A 22,278-nucleotide genomic window follows, 5' to 3' on the forward strand; every position below is an offset into this window, starting at 1 on the left:
AACATGGCTTCGCGCGGCTTCACCACCATCGAGAACGAATGGATCACGCTGAAGGATGGGACAAGGCTTGCCGCCCGCATCTGGATGCCGGATGGGGCGGTTGAAGATCCCGTTCCCGCCGTCTTCGAATTTCTGCCCTATCGCAAGCGGGACGGAACCAGCCTTAGGGACGAGTCGACCTATCCGGTCTTCGCCGCCGCTGGCATTGCCGGCGTGCGCGTCGATATTCGCGGATCCGGCGAATCCGAAGGTGTCATCGACGGCGAATATACCGAGCGCGAGCTTGCCGACGCCTGCGAGCTGATTGCCTGGATCGCCGCGCGGCCCTGGTCGAACGGCGCGGTCGGGATGATGGGCATCTCCTGGGGCGGTTTCAATAGCTTGCAGGTCGCCGCATTGCGTCCGCCGGCGCTGAAGGCAGTCATCTCGATCGCCTCGACCGTCGACCGCTACAACGACGATATCCACTACAAGAACGGCTGCCATCTCTCCGCCCAGCTCTCATGGGCGGCGACCATGCTCGGCTATCAGTCACGCCCGCCCGATCCGGCGCTTGTCGGTGAAGACTGGAAGGAGATGTGGCTGGAACGCCTGGCAGGCGAACCTTTTTTCATGGAGGAATGGCTGGCGCACCAGCGGCGCGACGAGTTCTGGCGTCACGGCTCGATCTCGCAGGATTTTTCCAGCGTCGAGATTCCGGCACTTGTCATTGCCGGTTGGGCGGATGGCTACCGCAACACGCCGCTGATGGCGGTCGAGGGCCTGGGGGAAAAGGCGAAGGCGCTGATCGGTCCCTGGGTGCACAAATATCCGCACTTCGCCTGGCCGAAACCGCGCGTCGATTTCCATGGCGAGGCGATCGCCTGGTGGAACAAATGGCTGCGGGGCGAGGACAATGGCATCGACAGACTGCCGCAGACCCGCGCCTATATTCTCGATGCCATCCGCCCCGCCCCGCGGCGCGACAGCGATCCGGGTTTCTGGGTCGCCAGAAACGTCTGGTCGCCGCCGCGGATGCAGTGCTTTTACGTCGAGCAGTTCGGCAAGCTGACGGAAGGCATGCCGATCCCGCATGCGCCGGAGCATTCCGTCTATCTCAGGTCTCCCCTCGATACCGGCACGGCTTCGGGCGAATATTTCACTTTGAAGCCCGACGCCGAAATGGCGATCGATCAGCGCGGTGACGACGCCGGTTCGCTGGTCTTCGATACGATGCCGCTTGCCGGAGACCAGGACTATCTCGGCCGGCCCGTGCTGACACTTGGGCTGCGCTCCCGGACAACAGGCGGCAATCTCTGCGCCCGGCTGATCGACGTCCATCCCGACGGCACGGCAATGCGCGTCGCCTTCGGCGTCGTCAATCTCACCCACCGCGACGGCAATGCCGACCCTGAGCCGCTGGTGCCAGGCGAGAAGGTGTCGATCCGTCTCGTCCTCGACGCCTGCGGCTACCGTTTCGGCAAGGGCCACCGCATCCGCCTTTCGCTTTCCACCGCCTATTGGCCGATGATCCTGCCGCCGCCTGAGGATGAAGGGGTAGAGATCGATATCGCCTCGCTCGGCCTGGGTCTGCCGATGCTGGGTGAACACGAGAGGATCGAAATCGCGGAGCCCGCCAATCCCGATCCGCTGCCGAAATACATCGAGCACGCGCCCGCCACGACGAAGCGGCAGGTCGTCCGCGACCTCTCCACCAACCGGACGGAGTATCGCATCCACGAGGATACCGGGCTCTACGAGCACCCCGAGACTGGCCTTTCGACCCGGCAGTTGCGAGAAGAAATCTGGTCGATTTCGCCGGATGATCCGCTGTCGATGATGGGTACGTCGACCTGGACCTGCGATATGCGCCGTCCCGGCTGGTTCGTCCGCACCGTCGCCACCGCACGGATTGCCTGCACGGCGACCGACTGGATCATCGGCGCAGTCGTCACGGCTTTCGAGGATGACGTGCAGATCTTCGAAAAGGTCTGTTCGGAAAAGCGGATCCCGCGCGACCTGATGTGATCGTCAAAGCATCGCGAAATGCCTGACGGCCTCGCAGACAGCACGAAAGCCGTCGCGCGCGCCATCGCTCAAATGGCGGGCGCGCAGCCAGGCATGCACCATTTGCGGCTCTTCCCGGAACCCTACTTCGACGCCCGCTTCCGCGAGCCGGGCGGCATAATGCCGGCCGTCGTCGCGGAGCGGATCGAAGTGCGCGACCGTGATGAAGGCCGGCGGAAGCCCGGCAAGCGATGATGCGGTGAGCGGTTCGGCGATCGGATTATCCGCCGGCGCCTGCAGGATCTCGCGGTAATAGGTGACATCCGCCGTCGTCAGTCCGGGAGCGTCGGCCATCTCGACATAGGAGCCCGCATCCAGCTTCCCTCCAAGTGTGGGGTAGATCAGGACCTGGCCGACAAGTCCGGACAGTTCCTCTTCGCGTGCCCGCAGGACAAGACCCGCCGCCAAATTACCGCCGGCGCTGTCGCCGATCAGGACGACCTTGTTGTTGGCGGCAAGCAGATGCTTCAGCACGGCGAAACCGTCATCCGTCTGCGCCGGCCAGCGATATTCGGGGGCCAGCCGGTAATCGACCGAAACGAGTTCCGCGCCGGCAGCATCGGCGATCTCGGCGCAGATGGCGTGATGGCTCTCAAGCGAACCGAAGACGAAGCCGCCGCCGTGAAGATAGAGAAGAATCGTGCGTGTGCTGATTTTCCTTGGACGATAGCGCCTGATCGGGATGCGCTGGACCATGCCATCGGCGAAGACCATGTCAGGAGGCAGCGGGCGATCGAAGCGCGCGCAGAGGGCGTCGTACCAGTTTCGCTGCTGCTCGACGGAGGCTTCGACGGCATGAGTGGGATAAAAGCTATCGCAAATTTCGAGAAACTGCAGGATGCCTTTTTCGGTAGGGGCAGGCGATGGAGCGGACATGGAAGGTCCTTTCGATTTGGGACATGCAGATCCATGCCCTTGGCCGACTCTGCCCGTATCATGCGCCTTCGGGACGGAGGCAATCTGTCTGGCCGCGACTCGTGGATGTCGTGATGCTTCATTATTTTTAAGCCGCGCCGGAGATATTGCCGGTGTTCGAACAAAAATTTTTTTGCTGTCGACCCAAGGAACGCCATCGGAGAAACGTCTCAATCCCGAAATAGCATCTTGCTGGATAGCTTGGGGGTAGGTGCGCATTGGATGCGGAGCTCATAGAACGGGCGCAGCGCGGTGACCGGGAGGCCTTTGGTCAACTGGTCTCGCGCCATTATGATTTCGTCCATGCGACGGCGTGGCGGTGGTCGGGCAGTTCCACCGATGCGGATGACATCGCCCAGGAGGTCTGCGTCAAGCTCGGTGCCGCCATTCGCGGCTTTCGCGGCGCCAGCCGCTTCAGGACGTGGCTCTACACGCTGACGCTCAATGCCGCCCGCGACCATAGGCGCAAGCTTGCGCGGGAGGAGCAGACATTCCGCGCTTATGCCGCCGAACCGCAGCAGGATCCGCCGAGCGGAAACGATGACGAGATGTCGAGCGAATTATGGGCGGCTGTGCGCGCTCTGCCGGAAAGGCAATGCGACGCCGTGCTGCTCGTCTATGGCGAAGGCCTCAGCCACTCCGCCGCCGCCGATGTCATGGGCTGCTCGGAAACGACCGTATCCTGGCAGGTCCATGAAGCGCGCAAAAGGCTGAAGGCCATGCTCGGCAAGGAAGAGGTATGACCGTGGACAAGGAACTGGAAAAACTCTCCCGCACCACACCGCCCGCAGCCGATCCGGAGGCTCGTGCGCGTGCACTTGCCGCTGCGATGCAGGCTTTCGACGACGCGGGAAATAATGCAGCCACAGCCCAAGGAAATGCGCAGGGCTGGCGTCCAAGCTCCATCATCAACTGGATATGGAGCCCTGCTGTGAACAAGAAATTCCTCGCCGGTTCAGCCCTCGCGACACTGCTCGTCATTCCTGCCGCCAGTTATCTCTCGATCGAGCTGACCCGCCGCGGATTGCCGATCGTCGATCAGACCGGGATTGCCGGCAACCTTTCGAAGAATGACGCGCCAATACGAATCGACGAGTCGGCGCGCCAGCTGCAACCCATCACGGTTGTGCCTCAGCTTCGGCCGGAAGCCCCTGAAACCGACGGAATTGCCGACCAGCCCGCTGCTGTCAGCGCGCAATCTTTACAGGACAAGGAGGAGAAGGCGGCCGCGAAACCCCATGGGACGCGGATATCTGATTTTAATTCTGACGACATCGCTGGCCTCATAAATAAGCCAGGTGGTTCCGGCACGGCGCTCGAAGGCGCCAAACGCTCTGCGCCTGTTGTCTCAGGTGCCGCCCCCCAGCAGCAGTTGGCCGAACCGATGGCCGCTATCGCCCCTTCGCCGCCACCGGCGCCGATGGAAAGCCGTATCCAGATTCAGCTCGATCCCGCTCGTGAGCGATTCGCCAATGCCGCGGCAAATCCGATCAAGAGCGTTGCCACCGATCCGGTTTCGACCTTTTCCGCCGATGTCGACAGCGCCTCGTATTCCTTCGTCCGTAGGTCGCTGACCGGCGGTGCGATGCCCGATCCGCAATCGGTTCGCGTCGAGGAGATGATCAACTATTTTCCCTATGACTGGCCGCGTCCCGAGAACGCCGATCAGCCCTTCAAGGCGACCGTGACCGTGATGCCGACACCGTGGAACCGTGACACGGAGCTGATGCATGTGGCGATCAAAGGCTATGACATCGCGCCGGCGACAGCGCCGCACGCCAATCTGGTCTTCCTGATCGACGTCTCCGGTTCGATGGACGAGCCGGACAAGCTGCCGTTGCTGAAGAGCGCTTTCCGTCTGTTGGTCAACAGGCTGAAGCCCGACGACACCGTCTCGATCGTCACCTATGCCGGCAATGCCGGTACGGTGTTGGAGCCGACACGCGTGGCGGAGAAATCGAAGATGTTGTCGGCGATCGACAGGCTGGAGGCCGGCGGCTCGACCGGCGGCGCCGAAGGCATCGAGGCGGCTTACGATCTCGCCAGACGGGCTTTCGTCAAGGACGGTGTCAACCGGGTGATGCTGGCGACGGACGGCGACTTCAATGTCGGCCCGTCGAGCGACGAGGATCTGAAGCGCATCATCGAGGAGAAACGCGAAGGCGGCATCTTCCTGACCGTTCTCGGCTTCGGGCGGGGCAATCTCAACGATTCCCTGATGCAGACGCTGGCGCAGAACGGCAATGGCAGCGCTGCCTATATCGACACACTGGCGGAGGCGCAGAAGACACTGGTCGAAGAAGCCGGATCGACGCTGTTTCCGATCGCCAAGGACGTCAAGTTCCAGGTCGAGTTCAATCCGCAGCGGATCGCCGAATACCGGCTGATCGGCTATGAGACGCGCGCCCTCAAGCGTGAGGATTTCAACAATGACCGTGTCGATGCCGGCGATATCGGTTCCGGCCACAGCGTCACGGCAATCTATGAGATCACGCCAAAGGGAAGCCCCGCGGTCATGAATGACGACCTGCGTTACGGCGCGGCCAGCAAGGCGCCGGCCGAGACGTCCGATAGCGCGCATCAGGGCGAGCTTGCCTTCGTCAAGATGCGCTATAAGCGGCCGGGCGAAGACAAGAGCGCCCTCATCACCACGCCCGTCGGCGACGCCAACACGGTCGCCAGCGTCGATGCCGCGCCGCAGGACGTCCGCTTCTCGGTCGCCGTCGCCGCTTTCGGCCAGAAATTGAGCCGCGTTCCCGCCCTCGATGCCTATTCCTATCAGGCAATCGCCGATCTCGCCGCAGCATCGCGCGGGGCCGATCCTTTCGGTTACAGATCGGACTTCCTCGGCCTCGTCAGGCTGGCCGATGGCCTCAGCCAGCGATGAGCTGAGACGTATCGCAAGCAGGGGCGCCTGTAACGGCGGCCCCTGCTGCTCGGCGTTACCCGGCGCTCGAGCCGTTGGCCGTGAGATAGACGGCGTAGAGCGACGTGGTGGCGGTGATAAAGAGGCGGTTCAATTTCTCTCCGCCGAAGGCCACGTTGGAGACGATCTCGGGAATGTGGATCTTGCCGAGCAAGGTGCCATCCGGATCATAGCAGTGCACGCCGTCGCCGGCGCTCGTCCATATCCGGCCCTTCCGGTCGACGCGAAAACCGTCGAAAAAACCTGCGGTGCATTCGGCGAAAACGCCGAGATCGGTGAGATTTCCATCGTCGGATACGGCGAGCTTTCGTATATGGCGCGGACCGCCGGGTTGATGCGTTCCTCCGGTATCGGCAACATAGAGCATCGTTTCGTCAGGCGAGAAAGCCAGGCCGTTCGGTTTGACGAAATCGGCGGTCATCCGATCGGTCGCGCCTGTCGCCGGATCGTGCCGGTAGACATGGCATCCGCCGATTTCCTCGTCGCCGTAATCGCCCTCATAGTCGTGGAGAATGCCGTAGCTCGGATCGGTGAACCAGATGGTGCCATCGGATTTGACGGTGACGTCGTTCGGCGAATTGAGCCGCTTGCCAGCAACCCTGTCGGCCAGCACGCTAATCTTGCCGTTAAACTCCGTCCGGGTGACGCGGCGTGTCAGATGCTCGCAGGTGACGAGCCGGCCCTGATTGTCGACCGTGTTGCCGTTGCAATTGTTGCTGGGCGAGCGGAAGACGGACGTATGGCCGCTGGTGTCGTCGTAGCGCATCATGCGATTGTTGGGGATATCCGAGAAGACCAAATAACGCCCCGCAGCAAACCAGGCCGGTCCCTCCAGCCAACGGCCGCCCGTCCAAAGCCGCTCGACGCGCGCGTGGCCGACGAAGCAGCGTTCAAAGCGCGGATCGAGAACCTCAAACCCCGTACCCTCAATTTCGCCGAACATGATGCTCCCTTTTCGAATTGTTATCGATATCATAATGCCTTGTTTTGCAGCCATCGTACAGGGACCGACCAACTGTGGAAGGCTGCATTCCCGCAATAATATCGATTGTGCGATGATAGCGATAACTTTATCGTGTCCTGAGTTGCCCAACTCGGAAGCTGTTTTGAAAGCGGAGCCCAGTGAAAAACGAGGATGAGCCAAAAGACAAACGTGTCAAGGCAGCTGACGCCCAGAAGCTGACGATGGCAGAGGTCGCCAAATATGTCGGCGTATCGGCCATGACCGTCTCACGCGCCTTCCGGCAGGATGCGAGCGTTTCCGAAGAAACCCGAAAGCGCATCATGGAAGCCGTCGATGCGCTGGGTTATGTGCTCGATCTCTCCGCCGGCAGTCTTTCCTCGAGGCGCAGCGGCTTCATCGCCGCCCTCGTGCCCTCCATCAACAATTCGAATTTCTCCGATACTGCGCGGGGCATCACCGACGCGTTGGAGAATACCGGCCTTCAGCTTCTGCTCGGCTATACCGATTATTCGGCGGAGAAAGAGGAAAGACTGATCGAGGCGATGCTGCGCCGGCGCCCCGAAGGCATCATCCTCACCGGCGGTTCGCACACGGACCGCGCCCGGCGCATGCTTGATAAGGCCGGCATTCCGGTGGTCGAAACCTGGGAGATTCCGGAAGAGCCGATCAACCACGTCGTCGGCTTTTCCAACAGCGAGGCGATGTCCCTGCTGGTGCGGGCGCTGGCGAACCAGGGCTATCGCAGGTTCGGCTATATCGGCGGAACGACGGCGCGCGATACGCGCGGCAGCCAGCGGCGAAGCGGTTTCCTGAAGACGGTCGAAGAGCTGGGCCTGGGACCGGGCCGGGTGATTTCCTTCGGCGTGCCGCCGATCACCATGGAACAGGGCGGCCAGGCGGTCGTCAGCCTCCTGGAGCGCTGGCCGGATACGGAAGTCGTTCTCTGCGTCTCCGACCTTTCCGCCTTCGGCGCGATCATGGAATGCAAGCGCAGGGGGATGAGCGTGCCTGAAGATATCGCCATTGCCGGCTTTGGCGACTACGAGATCTCGTCGATCTGTCATCCCAGCATCACCACCATCAATGTCGACTGTTATGGCATCGGCCAGCAGGCCGCCGTGCGCCTGCTGGATGCAGTGCATGGCGGCGGCTCGACGGGCGATGAGATCACATTGACCGGCTACAAGGTTGTCTTACGCGAAAGCACGAACCGCGGCGGCACATAGCCGGCGACGCCGTCAGAAGGCGATCTGCACCTTCATGGACTTGCTGCGGTCGCTTGCCAGTTCGAAGGCGGCGACGGCCTCGTCGATCCCGAAGACACCTGTCAGCAGCGGCTTCAGATCGACACGGCGCGCATTGATCAGTTCGACGGCAAGCGCGAACTCCTCGTGGAAACGGAATGTCCCGCGCATCTCGATTTCCTTGGCGACGATCATGTTCTGCGGAATGGAGACATCGCCGCCAAGGCCGAGCTGCACGAGAACGGCGCGGGGCCTCAGCACCTCCAGGCCGGCGCGCACCGCCCTTTCGTTGCCTGATGCCTCGAACATGACGTCGAAATATCCCTTGTCGGCGCCGTAGGCCGCAAGGTCTGCGGCATTTGTGGCGACGTTGATCGTGCGATCGGCGCCGCTGGTGCGGGCGATGGCGAGAACGCTGTCAGTCACGTCGGTCGCGACGATCTCACGGGCGCCGAGAACGCGCGCCGCAACGATCGCCAGCATGCCGATCGGGCCGCAGCCGGTGACGAGCACCCGCTTGCCCAGCAGCGATCCGGCGCGGCTTGCCGCATGCAGCGTCACCGCGAAGGGTTCGGCGAAAGCGGCCTCATGAATCGAGATGCCCTCAGCGACCTTGTGGCATTGCCACCGCTCCGCCACCAGCCGCTGGCGAAAGCCGCCCTGAATATGCGGCATCGGCATGGCGCTGCCGTAAAAGCGCATGTTGAGGCAATGGTTCTGCTGGCCCTTCAAGCAATATTGGCATTGATTGCACGGCCGGCTCGGTGACACCGCGACGCGATCTCCGACCGCAAGGTCGCTCACACCGGCGCCCAGCGCCTTGACCGTGCCGGCGATCTCGTGGCCGAGGATCATCGGTTCACGCAGGCGAACGGTGCCGAAGCCGCCATGATTGTAATAATGCAGGTCGGAACCGCAGATGCCGCCGGCTTCGATTGATATCTCCACCTGCCCCTCTCCCGCAGCTTCCGGCTCGCGCTCCTCGACCCTCAGATCCTTGGCGGCATGAATGACGATGGCTTTCATATCGAACCTCACACGACAGGAGTTGGAAGCGCGCGCCCTGCAAAATGCGCGGCGAGATTGTCTCGAACCAGCTGGCCCATGGCCTTGCGGGTCTCGATGGTGCCGGAGCCGTGGTGGGGCTGCAGCACGACATTCGGCAGCGTCAGGAAGCGCGCGTCGATCTTGGGCTCGTTCAGGAAGACGTCAAGGCCTGCGGCCTGAATGATGCGGTTTTGAAGCGCGGCGATCAGCGCCTCTTCATCGACGGTCGTCCCGCGCGAAACATTGATCAGCATGCCGTTGGGGCCGAGTGCCTTCAGCACGGGCGCGTTGATGATCTTCATGGTCGCCTCCCCTCCGGGGACGATGACGATCAGGAAGTCCGCCCAGTCGGCAAGCGCGATCAGATCGGGCTGATAGGCGTAGGCGACATCCGTGTGTTCGTTGCGGGTGAAATAGGCAATATCGCAGCCGAAAGCGGCGGCCCGCTTGGCGATCGCCTTGCCGATGCGGCCCATACCGACGAGCCCGACCTTCTTGCCTGCGACGCGTGTTACCAGCGGCATCGGAACCTTGCCCCACTGGCCGGTGCGCACGAAGGCATCGGCCTGCGGAATCTGCCGCGCCGTGGCAAGCAGCAGCCCGATGGCGATATCGGCGACGTCTTCGGTCAGTACGTCAGGGGTATTGGTGACGCGAATGCCGTTGGCGCGGGCATAGGAGAGATCGATGGCATCGGTGCCGACGCCGTAGCAGGAAACGATCTCCAGCTTCGGCAATTGCTTCATCAGCTCGGCGGACGCGCCGAGTTCGCCACGCGTCGCGATGGCGCGGATATTGCCGCCGACCCTTGCGATCAGTTCCTGGCGATCGGCCGCTTCCCACAGGCGATGGATGCGATACTTCGCCTCCAGATCCACCATGTCCCATTCCGGATAGGCTCCGGCCATCAAGATTTCTACTTCAGGCATTCCGTCTCCATCCCGCATTTTTTGCAGTTGATTATGTTATCGATAACATATAATCCGAAAAAGGGATGTCAAGTAAGTTTCACCCGGACGCGGCAGCATGAGCCGTCGCCCGCAGCGAGACTGGAGGAGTTATCTGCATGAAGAACCTGTTTGATCTGACCGGGCGGCTTGCCCTGATCACCGGCTCGAGCCAGGGGATCGGCTATGCGCTGGCCGAGGGTCTGGCGCAGCATGGCGCCGAGGTCGTCATCAACGGCCGCACGCCCGAAACCGTCCAGCGCGCCGTTGAATGCCTCAAGGCTCAGGGCCTGTCGGCCCATGCGGCCATCTTCGACGTGACCAGCAAGGACGCCGCGGCGCAGGGGATCGCCGCGATCGAAGCCGATATCGGGCCGCTCGACATCTTGATCAACAATGCCGGCATGCAGTTTCGCACGCCGCTGGAGGATTTCCCGGCGGACAAATGGGAACTGCTGCTGACCACCAATATTTCGAGCGTCTTTTACGTCGGCCAGGCGGCGGCCAAGGCCATGATCGCCCGCGGTCAGGGCAAGATCATCAACATCGCCTCCGTTCAAAGCGAGCTCGCCCGTCCCGGCATCGCCCCCTATACGGCGACAAAGGGCGCGGTGCGCAATCTGACGCGCGGCATGTGCGCCGATTGGGCCAAGCACGGCCTGCAGATCAACGCGATTGCGCCGGGTTATTTCAAGACACCGCTCAATCAGGCGCTGGTCGACAATCCCGAATTCTCTTCCTGGCTCGAAAAGCGCACACCGGCCGGGCGCTGGGGCAATGTCGAGGAGTTGGTCGGCGCTGCCGTCTTCCTGTCGGGGCGCGGCTCGTCCTTCATCAACGGCCACACGCTCTATGTCGACGGCGGCATCACGACCTGCCTCTAGGGGAGGCGAGACGATGGACCTTGAAAGAAAGGCGCCGCCTCTGGCTATTGTCGTCATGGGCGTGAGCGGCTGCGGCAAATCCTCGGTCGGAGAGCGTATCGCCGGGCAATACGGGCTGGCGTTTCTGGAAGGCGACCAGCTCCATCCCGCTCGCAATGTCGCGAAGATGGCCGAGGGCATGCCGCTCACCGACGCCGACCGCCTGCCTTGGCTCGACCGGATCGGCGATGAGATAAAGACCGCGCAAAACGCGTCGCAGGGATTGGTGATTTCGTGCTCGGCGCTGAAGAGAAGCTATCGCGACAGGCTGAGGCAGGCGGCAGACGGGCGCCTGGCCTTCGTTTTCCTGGAGGGGACGCGTGATCTGCTGCTATCGCGGATGCAGGCGCGTCAGGGCCACTTCATGCCGGCCTCGCTGCTCGACAGCCAGCTGCAGACGCTGGAGCCGCCGACCGGTGAGCCCGGTGTGGTGACGGTGACGATCGATATGGCTTTGGATGATATGGTGGCGCTGGCTTGTGAGGAGCTGAGGGGCGTCGCGGTCAAGGGAGGATTTCATGCAGGATGATTACAGAGCAGATGTCGCCGTCGTCGGTGCGGGCATCATGGGCACGGCGATTATCACGCGCCTGATCGAGACCGGACACAAAGTCACCGTCTTCGATCTCGATGCAGAAAAGGTCGCGGCGCTGGAAGCCAAGGGGGCTCGCGCGGCCGCTTCCGTGGAGGCGGCGGTCTCGGCTTCGCAATTCTGCGTGCTCAGTCTCAATCACGCCAGCATCGTCCGCGCCGTCGTTTTCGGCGAGAAGGGTGTTGCGGCGGCGGCAAATGCCGACAAGCTGCTGATCGACATGTCCTCCATCGATCCCGCCGAGACGGCCGACATGGCGACGCGGCTGCGGAAGGAAACGGGAATGGCGTGGGTGGATTGCCCGCTTTCCGGCGGCGTGCCCGGCGCGCTCGGCGGAAAGCTGACGATCATGGCCGGCGGCAGCCCGGAAGATTTCGAACGGGCGCGCGTGGTGATGCGGCATCTTGCCGCCAATTACACGCTGATGGGCGCATCCGGCGCCGGGCAAACCACGAAGCTGATCAATCAGCTGTTTTGTGCCGTGCTGTTCCAGGCGGTCGCGGAAGCGGTCAAACTCGCCGAAGCCGGCGGCGTCGATCCCTCGGCAATTCCGGCCGCCCTTGCCGGCGGCAGGGCGGACAGCCGGATATTGCAGGAATTCATGGCGAAATTCGCCGCCCGCGATTTCTCGCCGACGGGCAGGATCGACAACATGCTGAAGGATCTGGATTCGCTTCAGGCCTTCGCGCTGAAGACGAAGACGCCGCTGCCGATGACGGGCGCGGTGGTCGAAATCCATCGCCTGCTCTGCGCCGCCGGCCTGGGGCCGAAAGACTCCGCCGAGATGATGCGCCTTCTCGATGGATTTCGCGCCGACTGACGCCATCATCGGATGTTCGAGATCGTCACTTTCCGCTTGACTACTTGGTAATGTTATCGATAACATAATTCTACGATGATAGCTGCAGCTTTGGGAGGAGCCACAGTGGAAGCCAAGAGACTGCTGGAGTTCCAATCGATCACCAAGAGCTTCGGCGGCACGCAGGCATTGCGTGACGTATCGATCGATCTGCGCGAGGGAGAGATCCTTGCGCTGCTCGGCGAAAACGGCGCCGGGAAATCGACGCTGATCAAGACCCTTGCCGGCATCTACAAGCCGGATGCCGGCGACATTCTCTTCCGCGGCCACAGCTACCACCATCGTCCGCCGAAGCCGAACGAGCGGCAGCCGGTCGCCTTCATCCACCAGGATCTCGGTCTGATCGAATGGATGACGGTTGGCGAGAATATGGGCCTGTCGCAGGGCTTCTCGATGCGAAGCGGTCTGATCGATTGGAAGAGGACGCAGGCGCGGGCCAGGGAAGCCTTGAAGCTCGTCGGCTGCGATTTCGATCCCACGACCCGGGTGTCGGCGCTGTCGCGCACGGAGAAATCGCTTGTCGCCATTGCCCGCGCGCTGGCCGTCGAAGCCGACGTTCTCGTCCTCGACGAGCCGACGGCGAGCCTGCCCGCCGATGAGGTCGACCGGCTGTTCGATGCGATCCGCCCCCTGAAGGAGCGCGGCGTTGGCATGATCTACGTCTCCCACCGGCTTGACGAAATTTTCCGCATCGCCGATCGGGTCGCCGTCCTGCGCGACGGGCGCATGGTCGGGCAGAAGCCCGTCAGCGAAACCACCCCCGACGAACTGGTGTCGATGATCATCGGCCGCAGCGGCGACAGTCTCTTTTCCAAGACCGAGATCAAGCCCGGCAAAGCGATCGTCAAGGTGCGCGATCTCGTCTGTGCCGGCACGAGCCCGATATCCTTCGATATCCGCGAGGGCGAGCTCCTCGGTCTTGCCGGATTGCGCGGCGCCGGGCAGGAGCGCATCGGCCGGGCCTTGTTCGGCTGCGAGCCGTTCGGCGGCACGGTTCTGCTGCATGATAGGGCGCCTGATCTTTCGAGCCCTCTGCGGGCAATGGCATCAGGCATCGGACTGATCGCCCGCGACCGGACGGAAGAGTCGGTGGCGCTCTCGCTTTCCATTCGGGAAAACACATACATCAATCCTGGCGCCGTCGGACGCGGGCTGTTTTCCTTCCTGTCTCCGCGCGGCGAAGCCGACCTCGCCCATGCGATCGGCCAATCCGTCGGCCTCAGGCCGAACGATCCGGATCTGCCGGTGGAGGCCTTGTCCGGCGGCAACCAGCAGAAAGTGGTCGTCGGCCGCTGGCTGGCGACCGGCCGTAAGCTGCTGATCGCGGAAGATCCGACCGCCGGCGTCGACATCGGCGCGCGTGCTGAAATCTACCGCCTGATCACGCAGGCGCTGGAAGCGGGGCTCGCAGTCGTCGTGGTCTCGACGGATTTCGAGGAAATCGCCCATATCTGCCACCGCGCGCTGGTTTTCTCGCGCGGCAAAATCGTCAGCGAACTGACTGGAAGCGCCCTGACGACGGAGGCGGTCATCACCGCCGCCTCGGCATCGGAAGCCGCTTGAGCCATCGGGAGAACAGCCATGCAATCCATTGAATCCACCGCGCTGGAGCCGACCAAGAGCGAAATGGCCGGCCTTTCCACCGGCCAGAAGATCGGACGCCTGATCCCGGTTTACGGGCTGGTGATCCTGACCCTCGGCCTGATCCTGCTCTTCTCGATCATGCTGCCGGATACGTTTCCGACCGTTTTGAACGTCCGCTCGATCGTCTCCGACAAGGCGATCATCGCGCTTCTGTCGCTCGCCGCAATGATCCCGATGGCATCGGGCCGCATCGACCTGACCGTGGGTTACGGTATCGTGCTCTGGCACGTTCTCGCCATCAGCCTGCAGACGGTCTATGGCCTGCCCTGGCCGGTCGCCGTCATCATCGTGCTGGCGCTCGGCGTTCTCACCGGCTTCATCAACGGCCTGCTGGTCGAGGTTGCCAAGATCGACAGCTTCATCGCCACGCTCGGCACCGGAACGGTTCTCTACGCGCTTGCGCTTTGGCACACCGGCGGCCGGCAGGTGGTCGGCGTGCTGCCTGAGGGTTTCTACGCGCTGAACGGCACCATGCTCTTCGGCCTGCCCATCACCGGCTTCTACGTTCTCCTGATCGCAATCTGCATGTGGATCGTTCTCGAATATCTGCCGATCGGCCGTTATCTCTACGCCATCGGCGCCAATCCCAAGGCTGCCGCCCTCAATGGCATCCCGGTCCGCAAATTCGTGATGGGCGCATTCATCACCTCCGGCCTGCTCGCGGCTCTGACGGGCGTCCTTCTCGCCTCCAAGCTGCGCATCGGCCAGGCAAGCGTCGGCCTCGAATATCTCCTGCCCGCACTCGTCGGCGCATTCCTGGGATCGACGACGATCAAGCCGGGCCGGGTGAACGTCTGGGGCACCCTGATCGGCGTCATTATCCTGGCGGTCGGGATATCGGGAATTCAGCAATTCGGCGGGTCGTTCTTCGTCGAACCGCTGTTCAATGGCGTAACCCTGCTGATCGCCATCGGTATAGCAGGCTACGCCCAGCGCAAACGCGGGGCCGTGAGGAGGATCACGCCCGCGTCCAAATGAGGAAGCCGGCTCGCCGGCATTTCAAAACAATAAACAAGAGGAGTGAACATGAAGCGCAGGAATTTATTGCAGGCAACGGTCGCAACCGTCGCCGTCCTTATGCTCGGCATGCCGGCACTGGCCGATTCCATGGCCGACGCCAAGGCCGTGGTCGACAAATATGCCTCCAAGGTGAGCGCCTGGGACGGCCCGACGAGCGGCCCCAAGGGCGCTGAGGGTAAGAACATCGTCGTCCTTGCCGGCGATATGAAGAATGGCGGCATCCTCGGCGTGGCTAATGGCGTTCAGGAAGCGGCAGGCGCACTCGGCTGGACTGTGAAGGTGCTCGACGGCGCCGGCTCGATCGGCGGGCGGACGGCGGCATTCGGCCAGGCCATGGCGCTGAAGCCTGACGGCATCATCATCAACGGTTTTGACGCCGTCGAGCAGAAGCCGGCGATGGAAGCGGCCAAGGCGGCCGGCATTCCGATGGTTTCCTGGCATGCAGCCTCGGCCGTCGGTCCGGTTGCCGATGTCGGCGTGTTCGCCAATGTCACCACCGACGCGATGGAAGTCTCGAAGTCTGCCGCGGATTGGGCCTTCGCCGATGCCGGCGGCAAGCCCGGCGTCATCATCTTCACCGACTCCACCTATGCGATCGCCATCGCCAAGGCCGACCGCATGAAGAAGGAGATCGAAGATCTCGGCGGCACGGTGCTCGAATATGTCGATACGCCGATCGCCGAAACCTCGCAGCGCATGCCGCAGCTGACCACGTCGCTGCTGCAGAAGTACGGCGCCAAGTGGACGCATTCTCTCGCGATCAACGACCTTTACTATGACTTCATGGGGCCGTCGCTCGCCTCGGCCGGCATTGCCGGTGACGGAAAGCCGGTGAACGTCGCGGCCGGCGATGGTTCGGAAAGCGCCTATCAGCGCATTCGCGCCAAGCAGTACCAAGCCGTTACCGTCGCCGAGCCGCTCAATCTCCAGGGCTGGCAGCTCGTCGACGAACTCAACCGCGCTTTCGCCGGCGCTCCGTGGTCCGGCTATGTGTCGCCGCTCCATGTCGTGACCAGTGCGAATGTCGAATTCGACGGCGGACCGAAGAACAGCTTCGATCCCGACAACGGCTATCGCGACCAATACAAGAAAATCTGGGGCAAATAAGCCCCTCCCCAGGGCGTATCGGCCGATACGCCCTCCTTCCCCCGCATCACCATCAATCCAGCTCCGCGAGTTTTGGAAAAGAGAACCTATGATCATTCGTTACGCTTTGTTTGAAGGCGAAATCCATCCCGGCCGGGAAGAGGAGTTCCGCGATTTCGTGAGGCGACGGCTCGTCCCGCTATGGACTCAATTTCCGGGCGCCGAAGAAGTCCGCGTGCTTGATGGAATGGAGCGCGACGAAGGCGCCCCGGTCTATGCCATGGCGCTCGCCATTCGTTATCCCGACATGAAGGCGGTGGACACTGCGTTGCGCTCCAATGTGCGCTCCGAGAGCCGCGAGGTGACAGGGGAACTGCTGAAGCTCTTCACGGGCAAGGTGCACCATCACGTCTTCTCGGCCAGCGAATACCCGCCGCAAATTGCCTGATGTAGCCGATCCCGGCGGCAAAACCGATTAAACCAAAACCTGCGCCCTGGACGCACGTCCGGGGCGTCTTTTTTGTCCGTGCGCTTGATCGCCCGGCGGACGCGAAGGTCCTCTGCCCCGGGAGTTCCCGGGGAAATTTTTTCACCAGCGACCACAATATTAGAGAAAATAGTCTACTGATTTAGTAGATTATGCCCCATCCTGCCCCGCATCGTTCCTGCAACCAGAAATCCAAACGGGAAGATCGACGATGACATTGGCAAAGACATTCAAAATCGCATTGTTCAGTCTGCTTGGCTTCGGCGCCATCCACAATCCGGCTACTGCCCAGGCGGACGCGCCGCTCCTTCCCAAGGTGCCGCCGGGCACGGTGCTGACGATCGGCGATCCGGTCACCCAGAAAGCATTCGAGCTCTCCGGCCTCGACAAAGAACTGACATTCGAAGTGAAATGGGCCAATATCAGCGGCGGGCCGCAGACCTCGGAAGCATTTCGTGCCCATGCGCTCGATGTCGGATCGGTGGCCGAGATCCCCTCGATCTTCGCCAACTGGAACAACCTGCCTGTCCGCAACATCACCTATCGCGAACGCCGCGACCCGATCGCCAATCCGATCTACCGCTTCGGCATCGCGCCGGGCGTCGACGTTAAAACTCTTGCGGATTTCCGCGGCAAACGCATCGCCTTCAGCCCGGGCCAGGCTCAGGGCACTCTTGTCCTGCGTGCCCTTCACTCGGCTGGCCTGAAGAGCGGCGACGTCACCCTCGTCGAGCTGCCGAGCACCGGCGATGTCTATCCCAAGGCCCTGGCGAGCAAACAGGTCGACATCGCACCGCTCGGCGGCGTCTACATCAGGCGTTACATCGGCCAATACGGAGCCGACGGGGCGACCCTCCTGGAGCATGGGTTGCGGGACGATCCGAGCCATCTCTATGCGCCGCAATGGGTTCTGGACGACCCCGCCAAGGCGGCGGCTCTGGCCGAATATGTCGGCCTCTGGGCCCGCGCCACAGAATGGGTGAACCGAAACCCCGAACCCTGGATCAAGGGATATTACGTCGCCCAGCAGGGGCTCAGCCAGGAGGACGGGGAATACCTCGTCAAGCTGACCGGTGAGCAAATCGTGCCCGGCGATTGGAGCGAAGTGAAGAAGCGCCACCAGGAAACGATCAACCTGCTGGCGGACGAGCTTGGCTACAAACCTTTCGACGTCGAGCAGATCTTCGACAGTCGCTTCGAAAAGCTCGGCGCCGCGGCTTTGGCGAGGAGCCTGTAATTTTCCACATCCATCCAGGAGGAGATCCATAGCATGGCAACCATTTGGGATGCGGATGCGGCGAAACCATCGCGGCCATCCGCCGGCAGAATTGCGCATTCGAGTTCACGCGCGGCCAAACCGGCCGGCCCGGCGACCATTGCCGGACCGACCGGCCCTCGCGTCCGGCGCAGGCTTGGCCCTGGGCCGGCCATACCTTTCGGCTTGCAGATCGGGCCGGCCTTGCTGGTCTTGGCCTGGGTCGCCGGCTCCGCTCTCGGATGGATCGACCCGCGCATCCTGTCGGCGCCGTGGACGGTCGCCGAGGCCTTCGTCAGGCTCATCGAGCAGGGTCGCCTGCAGGATAATTTCGTGACGTCGGCGACGCGGGCCTTGCTCGGCCTCGGCATCGGATTGCTGGTCGGCACGGTGCTGGCCGTGATCGCCGGCCTTTCCCGGATCGGCGAAGCCCTCATCGACGGGCCTGTCCAGATCAAGCGCGCCATACCGACACTCGCCCTGATCCCCTTGCTGATCCTGTGGTTCGGCATCGGCGAGAGCATGAAGGTCACGACCATCGTGCTCGCCGTCACCGTGCCGATCTACATCCACACCCACAATGCGCTGCGCAGTATCGACAGCCGTTATGTCGAACTCGCCGAGACGCTGCGCATGAGCCAGAAGGACTTCATCCTTCAGGTGGTTCTGCCCGGCGCCTTGCCCGGCTTCCTCCTGGGACTGCGGTTTGCCGTCACCCTCTGCTGGGTTTCCCTCGTCGTGGTCGAGCAGATCAACGCCACGAGCGGGCTCGGCTACATGATCGATCTCGCCCGCAATTACGGACAGACAGACGTCATTCTCGTCGGTCTTGTGGTCTATGTGCTGCTCGGCCTCGTTTCGGACGGTCTCGTCCGCTTCATCGAACGGAGGGCTCTCGCATGGCGCCGCACCCTGGCAAATTGAACCCCGAAGCCAAGACCGTGCATGTGCGGAGCCTCGTCCGCCGGTTCGCGGCCAAGACAATCCTCGACGGCGTCGATCTCGATATTGAGAGAGGCGAATTCGTTGCCCTTCTCGGGCGCAGCGGCTCCGGCAAGAGCACCTTTCTCAGAGCCCTTGCCGGCCTCGATCACGGTGTCGAGGGGACCGGCACGCTCGAGACGCCGGAAAACCTCTCGGTGGTCTTCCAGGACGCCCGCCTGCTGCCATGGCGAAGCGTCATCGAGAACGTCACGCTGGGCCTGCATGGCGCTGCCGGTCAACAAGCAGGAAGGAAAGCCCTGGCGGAAGTCGGCCTCGAAGGGCGGGAGAGCGCGTGGCCAAACGAGCTTTCCGGTGGCGAACAGCAGAGGGTTGCGCTTGCCCGCTCCCTGGTGCGGGAGCCTGCCCTGCTTCTTGCCGATGAACCCTTCGGCGCGCTCGACGCCCTGACACGGCTCAAGATGCACGATCTGCTGCGGGAGCTCTGTGCGCGGCACCGTCCGGCCGTGCTGCTGGTTACGCACGATGTCGATGAGGCGATCTCGCTGGCCGACCGTATCCTGGTTCTCGATGAAGGCCGCCTCGTCGAGGATCTCAAGATCGATCTGCCGACGCCGCGCGATCATGGCGATCCGCGCTTCGCGGATTTCCGGATCCATCTTCTCCGCCGGCTCGGGGTCGACATCCCGGGCCGCAAGGCAGCCTGAATCAGCGAGGGATTTAAGCCAATGAGCACATCGAAAAGGCAAATGCGGCTTGGCGCGTTCATCATGGCGACAGGCCATCATATCGCCGCCTGGCGCCATCCGGACGCGCAGACCGATGCCGGCCTCAATATCGATCATTACCGGGAGCTTGCGCGGACCGCCGAGCGGGGCAAATTCGATCTCGTCTTCGTCGCCGACAGTCCGGCCGGATGGGAGCGTGCCAAGGATCTGGAGGCGGTCCGCCGAACCGCCCAGGGCGCACATTTCGAGCCCCTGACCCTCTGGGCCGCCCTCTCGCAGGTCACCGAACATATCGGCTTCGTCGCCACGGCATCGACCACCTACGAGGACCCATATCTTCTCGCCCGCCGCTTCGCGTCGCTCGATTATATCTCGAAGGGCCGGGCGGCCTGGAACGTCGTCACGACGGGCGCGGATGTCTCGAAGAATTTTTCGGTCGCCGGTCATCCCGCGCATGCCGACCGCTATGAGCGGGCCGAGGAATTCGTCGATCTGGTCAAAGGCCTGTGGGATTCCTACGAGGACGATGCCTTCATCCGCGACAAGGAGAGCGGGATCTATCTCGATCCCGACAAGGTGCATCTCGTCAATCATAAGGGCAAGTTTTTCTCGGTGACCGGTCCGCTCAATGTCGGTCGCCCCGTTCAGGGCTATCCCGTCATCGTGCAGGCGGGCGCCTCGGAACCAGGGCGCGAACTGGCCGCCCGCACGGCGGAAATGATCTTTACCGCCAACCAGACGCTCGAGGATGCGCAGGAATTCTATTCCGACGTCAAGGGGCGGCTCGCCCGCTACGGGCGGCGGCCGGACGATCTGCTGATCAGTCCCGGCATATTCCCGGTCCTCGGCGGGACGGAAGCGGAAGCCCAGGCGAACTACGAGTATATCCAGTCGCTCGTCCATCCCTCGATCGCCTGGAATATTCTTGCCCGCCACTACAGGGGCGTCGACCTTTCCGGCTATTCGCTGGATGATCCCGCCCCTCCCTTGCCCGAGGATACGGAACTCAACAAGAGCCGCCTCAAGCTGGTTTCCGACCTGGTGTCACGCAACAATCTGACTTTGCGCCAGTTCTACCTGGCGGTCGCCACCGCGCGCGGCCACCGCACGGTGGTCGGCACGCCCGAACAGGTCGCCGATGCGATGCAGACATGGTTCGAGAATGGTGCGGCCGACGCCTTCAACATCATGCCGCCGATCCTGCCCACGGCGCTGACCGATTTCGTCGATCAGGTCGTTCCGATCCTGCGCAAGCGCGGCCTCTTCCGGCACGAATATGAAGGTGCGACGCTGCGAGAGAATCTCGGCCTCCGGCGCCCGCCGAACGGCTTTGCCCTTCGGGCGCAGCAGGCGCAGGCCGCCGTCTGATCTTCGGGAGGCCTTTCCCTGGCCTCCCATTCCCAACCATGGAAAACTGCAGCATCGCATGAGTAATCAGTCCGAATTTCTCTGGTATATCCCGAACGACGTCAGACCCGGCCATCGCGGCGATTCCGCCGTGGAAAACCACAACAGCCTCGATACCTTGACCAGCCATGCGAGGGCGCTCGAAGAGCATGGCTGGAAGGGCGCGCTTATCGGCACCGGCTGGGGCCGGCCCGACACATTCACGGTCGCGGCCTCGCTTGCTGCGCGAACCACGACCTTCGAGCCGCTGATTGCGATCCGGCCGGGCTATTGGCGGCCAGCGAATTTCGCTTCCGCCGCGGCGACGCTCGACCATCTCAGCAGCGGCCGGGTGCGGATCAACATCGTCTCGGGCAAGGACAATCTCGGCGCCTATGGTGACAGCGAGGGCGACCAGGCGCATCGCTATAGCAGGACAAGGGAGTTCATGCGGCTGGTCCGACGATTGTGGACCGAAGAAAACGTCACCTTCGCCGGCGATTATTTCCGGCTCGCCGACTCTACTGTAGTCCCGCGCATTGAGGCTCGCGGCAGCCGCCGCCATCCCAAATTCTATTTTGGCGGCGCTTCGGAAGCGGCTGAAAGAGTGGCGGCCTCCGAGGCCGATGTCCAGCTTTTCTGGGGCGAGCCGCTCGAAGGCGTCCGCGAGCGGATCGACCGCCTGAAAGCGCTGAGCAGGCAGCTCGATCGCGATCTGCCTCCGCTGGAATTCGGGCTGCGGATAACGACACTGGTTCGGGACACCACGGATGAGGCCTGGGCCGACGCCGAGGCGAAGGTCGCCGAGATGGCGAAGAGCAAGGGTGACGGCTGGCACGATCACCAGCGCGCGCTCGCCGTCGGCCAGCAGCGGCTGCTCGCTCTTCATGAGCGCGGCGACGTGCTCGACGACAATCTCTATACCGCGCCGGGCAAATTCGGCGGCGGCGGTGCCGGCACCACCTGGCTGGTCGGTTCTGCGGAAGATGTCGCCCGCTCGCTGCGCAAATACCAGGATCTCGGCATCACGCATTTCGTGCTTTCGGATACGCCTTACCTCTCCGAGATCAAGCGCCAGGGCGATCGGCTTCTGCCGCTGCTGCGTGGCTGACGCCGCAGGCGGGCAATGTGCCAAGAGCATAGGATGTCAGGTCGCTGCAGCGCATTGGCTGCGGCCGAAATTGTTGGCGACGTAGAGACGGCGCCAAGCATCGTCCTCGCCGCTGCAGTGCATCCCAAGTGATTCGCAATTTCCGTTCGTCGTGCG

20 protein-coding genes are annotated in these 22,278 nt (G+C 62.8%); 16 read left to right on the plus strand and 4 right to left on the minus strand.

Annotated elements, in window-relative coordinates:
• The first annotated feature begins 3 nt into the window (after positions 1-3).
• Entirely contained in the window at positions 4-2,007 is a 2,004-nt protein-coding gene (locus ATY76_RS06170; RefSeq protein WP_088673998.1) for a CocE/NonD family hydrolase, read from the plus strand.
• A 3-nt stretch (positions 2,008-2,010) separates the two neighbouring features.
• Here ATY76_RS06170 and ATY76_RS06175 read toward each other — a convergent pair whose 3' ends face one another.
• Positions 2,011-2,922 (minus strand): alpha/beta hydrolase, encoded by a 912-nt coding sequence (locus ATY76_RS06175; RefSeq protein ID WP_088673896.1) that lies wholly within the window; start codon positions 2,920-2,922, stop codon positions 2,011-2,013.
• A gap of 257 nt (positions 2,923-3,179) precedes the next feature.
• Here ATY76_RS06175 and ATY76_RS06180 point away from each other — a divergent pair, with 257 nt between their 5' ends.
• Together ATY76_RS06180 and ATY76_RS06185 are read left to right on the plus strand one after the other, a co-directional pair.
• Positions 3,180-3,704, plus strand: coding sequence for an RNA polymerase sigma factor (locus tag ATY76_RS06180; protein WP_088673897.1), 525 nt, complete (start codon positions 3,180-3,182; stop codon positions 3,702-3,704).
• The gene (locus tag ATY76_RS06185; RefSeq protein ID WP_088673898.1) at positions 3,701-5,848 is read left to right on the plus strand and encodes a VWA domain-containing protein; all 2,148 of its coding nucleotides are present in this window, start codon (positions 3,701-3,703) and stop codon (positions 5,846-5,848) included. Before ATY76_RS06180 ends, ATY76_RS06185 begins: the two co-directional genes overlap by 4 nt.
• A 55-nt stretch (positions 5,849-5,903) precedes the next feature.
• Here the strand turns inward: ATY76_RS06185 and ATY76_RS06190 are convergent, their stop codons facing one another.
• Positions 5,904-6,830: an SMP-30/gluconolactonase/LRE family protein gene (locus ATY76_RS06190; RefSeq protein ID WP_088673899.1), complete on the minus strand. Its 927-nt coding sequence runs from the start codon at positions 6,828-6,830 to the stop codon at positions 5,904-5,906.
• A gap of 179 nt (positions 6,831-7,009) precedes the next feature.
• Here ATY76_RS06190 and ATY76_RS06195 point away from each other — a divergent pair, with 179 nt between their 5' ends.
• The gene (locus ATY76_RS06195) at positions 7,010-8,077 is read left to right on the plus strand and encodes a LacI family DNA-binding transcriptional regulator (RefSeq protein ID WP_088673900.1); all 1,068 of its coding nucleotides are present in this window, start codon (positions 7,010-7,012) and stop codon (positions 8,075-8,077) included.
• Positions 8,078-8,089: 12 nt separating this feature from the next.
• On the opposite strand, the gene ATY76_RS06200 is transcribed toward ATY76_RS06195, so the two are convergent.
• Both ATY76_RS06200 and ATY76_RS06205 read right to left on the minus strand, forming a co-directional pair.
• Positions 8,090-9,121 (minus strand): L-idonate 5-dehydrogenase, encoded by a 1,032-nt coding sequence (locus ATY76_RS06200; protein WP_088673901.1) that lies wholly within the window; start codon positions 9,119-9,121, stop codon positions 8,090-8,092.
• 8 nt (positions 9,122-9,129) lie between these two features.
• A complete protein-coding gene (locus ATY76_RS06205; protein WP_088673902.1) occupies positions 9,130-10,071 on the minus strand; it encodes a 2-hydroxyacid dehydrogenase in 942 nt (313 codons plus the stop codon).
• 137 nt (positions 10,072-10,208) lie between these two features.
• Between ATY76_RS06205 and ATY76_RS06210 the strand changes: the two genes are divergently transcribed.
• The 12 genes from ATY76_RS06210 (at position 10,209) to ATY76_RS06265 (ending at position 22,122) form a co-directional block, all read left to right on the plus strand.
• On the plus strand, positions 10,209-10,973 hold the full coding sequence (locus ATY76_RS06210) for an SDR family oxidoreductase (RefSeq protein WP_088673903.1): 765 nt from the start codon (positions 10,209-10,211) through the stop codon (positions 10,971-10,973).
• Positions 10,974-10,986: 13 nt separating this feature from the next.
• Positions 10,987-11,541 carry a gluconokinase gene (locus ATY76_RS06215; RefSeq protein WP_088673904.1) on the plus strand — a complete coding sequence of 185 codons (555 nt, stop codon included), beginning with the start codon at positions 10,987-10,989 and terminating at the stop codon, positions 11,539-11,541.
• On the plus strand, positions 11,531-12,424 hold the full coding sequence (locus tag ATY76_RS06220; protein WP_088673905.1) for an NAD(P)-dependent oxidoreductase: 894 nt from the start codon (positions 11,531-11,533) through the stop codon (positions 12,422-12,424). Before ATY76_RS06215 ends, ATY76_RS06220 begins: the two co-directional genes overlap by 11 nt.
• 105 nt (positions 12,425-12,529) lie before the next feature.
• Positions 12,530-14,026: a sugar ABC transporter ATP-binding protein gene (locus tag ATY76_RS06225; RefSeq protein WP_088673906.1), complete on the plus strand. Its 1,497-nt coding sequence runs from the start codon at positions 12,530-12,532 to the stop codon at positions 14,024-14,026.
• Between the two features lie 18 nt (positions 14,027-14,044).
• On the plus strand, positions 14,045-15,085 hold the full coding sequence (locus ATY76_RS06230; protein WP_088673907.1) for an ABC transporter permease: 1,041 nt from the start codon (positions 14,045-14,047) through the stop codon (positions 15,083-15,085).
• Positions 15,086-15,133: 48 nt separating this feature from the next.
• Complete coding sequence (locus ATY76_RS06235) at positions 15,134-16,234, plus strand: substrate-binding domain-containing protein (RefSeq protein ID WP_088673908.1); 1,101 nt, start codon at positions 15,134-15,136, stop codon at positions 16,232-16,234.
• Between the two features lie 88 nt (positions 16,235-16,322).
• Positions 16,323-16,661, plus strand: coding sequence for a hypothetical protein (locus ATY76_RS06240; protein ID WP_088673909.1), 339 nt, complete (start codon positions 16,323-16,325; stop codon positions 16,659-16,661).
• A gap of 250 nt (positions 16,662-16,911) precedes the next feature.
• Complete coding sequence (locus ATY76_RS06245; protein WP_088673910.1) at positions 16,912-17,937, plus strand: ABC transporter substrate-binding protein; 1,026 nt, start codon at positions 16,912-16,914, stop codon at positions 17,935-17,937.
• A gap of 33 nt (positions 17,938-17,970) precedes the next feature.
• Positions 17,971-18,879: an ABC transporter permease gene (locus tag ATY76_RS06250; RefSeq protein WP_088673911.1), complete on the plus strand. Its 909-nt coding sequence runs from the start codon at positions 17,971-17,973 to the stop codon at positions 18,877-18,879.
• Complete coding sequence (locus ATY76_RS06255; protein WP_088673912.1) at positions 18,855-19,604, plus strand: ABC transporter ATP-binding protein; 750 nt, start codon at positions 18,855-18,857, stop codon at positions 19,602-19,604. Before ATY76_RS06250 ends, ATY76_RS06255 begins: the two co-directional genes overlap by 25 nt.
• Positions 19,605-19,625: 21 nt before the next feature.
• A complete protein-coding gene (locus ATY76_RS06260) occupies positions 19,626-20,993 on the plus strand; it encodes an LLM class flavin-dependent oxidoreductase (protein ID WP_088673913.1) in 1,368 nt (455 codons plus the stop codon).
• A gap of 58 nt (positions 20,994-21,051) precedes the next feature.
• Positions 21,052-22,122: an LLM class flavin-dependent oxidoreductase gene (locus ATY76_RS06265; protein ID WP_088673914.1), complete on the plus strand. Its 1,071-nt coding sequence runs from the start codon at positions 21,052-21,054 to the stop codon at positions 22,120-22,122.
• Positions 22,123-22,278: the final 156 nt, after the last annotated feature.

Source organism: Rhizobium sp. R339 (assembly GCF_002211395.1).
In the GTDB taxonomy this organism is placed as follows: domain Bacteria; phylum Pseudomonadota; class Alphaproteobacteria; order Rhizobiales; family Rhizobiaceae; genus Rhizobium.

Bases quoted from the DNA above. Each gene is read 5' to 3' on its own strand.
- ATY76_RS06170 (WP_088673998.1), top strand. From the start codon at position 4: ATGGCTTCGCGCGGCTTCACCACCATCGAGAACGAATGGATCACGCTG.
- ATY76_RS06175 (WP_088673896.1), bottom strand. From the start codon at position 2,922: ATGTCCGCTCCATCGCCTGCCCCTACCGAAAAAGGCATCCTGCAGTTT.
- ATY76_RS06185 (WP_088673898.1), top strand. From the start codon at position 3,701: ATGACCGTGGACAAGGAACTGGAAAAACTCTCCCGCACCACACCGCCC.
- ATY76_RS06190 (WP_088673899.1), bottom strand. From the start codon at position 6,830: ATGTTCGGCGAAATTGAGGGTACGGGGTTTGAGGTTCTCGATCCGCGC.
- ATY76_RS06200 (WP_088673901.1), bottom strand. From the start codon at position 9,121: ATGAAAGCCATCGTCATTCATGCCGCCAAGGATCTGAGGGTCGAGGAG.
- ATY76_RS06205 (WP_088673902.1), bottom strand. From the start codon at position 10,071: ATGCCTGAAGTAGAAATCTTGATGGCCGGAGCCTATCCGGAATGGGAC.
- ATY76_RS06210 (WP_088673903.1), top strand. From the start codon at position 10,209: ATGAAGAACCTGTTTGATCTGACCGGGCGGCTTGCCCTGATCACCGGC.
- ATY76_RS06215 (WP_088673904.1), top strand. From the start codon at position 10,987: ATGGACCTTGAAAGAAAGGCGCCGCCTCTGGCTATTGTCGTCATGGGC.
- ATY76_RS06220 (WP_088673905.1), top strand. From the start codon at position 11,531: ATGCAGGATGATTACAGAGCAGATGTCGCCGTCGTCGGTGCGGGCATC.
- ATY76_RS06230 (WP_088673907.1), top strand. From the start codon at position 14,045: ATGCAATCCATTGAATCCACCGCGCTGGAGCCGACCAAGAGCGAAATG.
- ATY76_RS06235 (WP_088673908.1), top strand. From the start codon at position 15,134: ATGAAGCGCAGGAATTTATTGCAGGCAACGGTCGCAACCGTCGCCGTC.
- ATY76_RS06240 (WP_088673909.1), top strand. From the start codon at position 16,323: ATGATCATTCGTTACGCTTTGTTTGAAGGCGAAATCCATCCCGGCCGG.
- ATY76_RS06245 (WP_088673910.1), top strand. From the start codon at position 16,912: ATGACATTGGCAAAGACATTCAAAATCGCATTGTTCAGTCTGCTTGGC.
- ATY76_RS06250 (WP_088673911.1), top strand. From the start codon at position 17,971: ATGGCAACCATTTGGGATGCGGATGCGGCGAAACCATCGCGGCCATCC.
- ATY76_RS06255 (WP_088673912.1), top strand. From the start codon at position 18,855: ATGGCGCCGCACCCTGGCAAATTGAACCCCGAAGCCAAGACCGTGCAT.
- ATY76_RS06260 (WP_088673913.1), top strand. From the start codon at position 19,626: ATGAGCACATCGAAAAGGCAAATGCGGCTTGGCGCGTTCATCATGGCG.
- ATY76_RS06265 (WP_088673914.1), top strand. From the start codon at position 21,052: ATGAGTAATCAGTCCGAATTTCTCTGGTATATCCCGAACGACGTCAGA.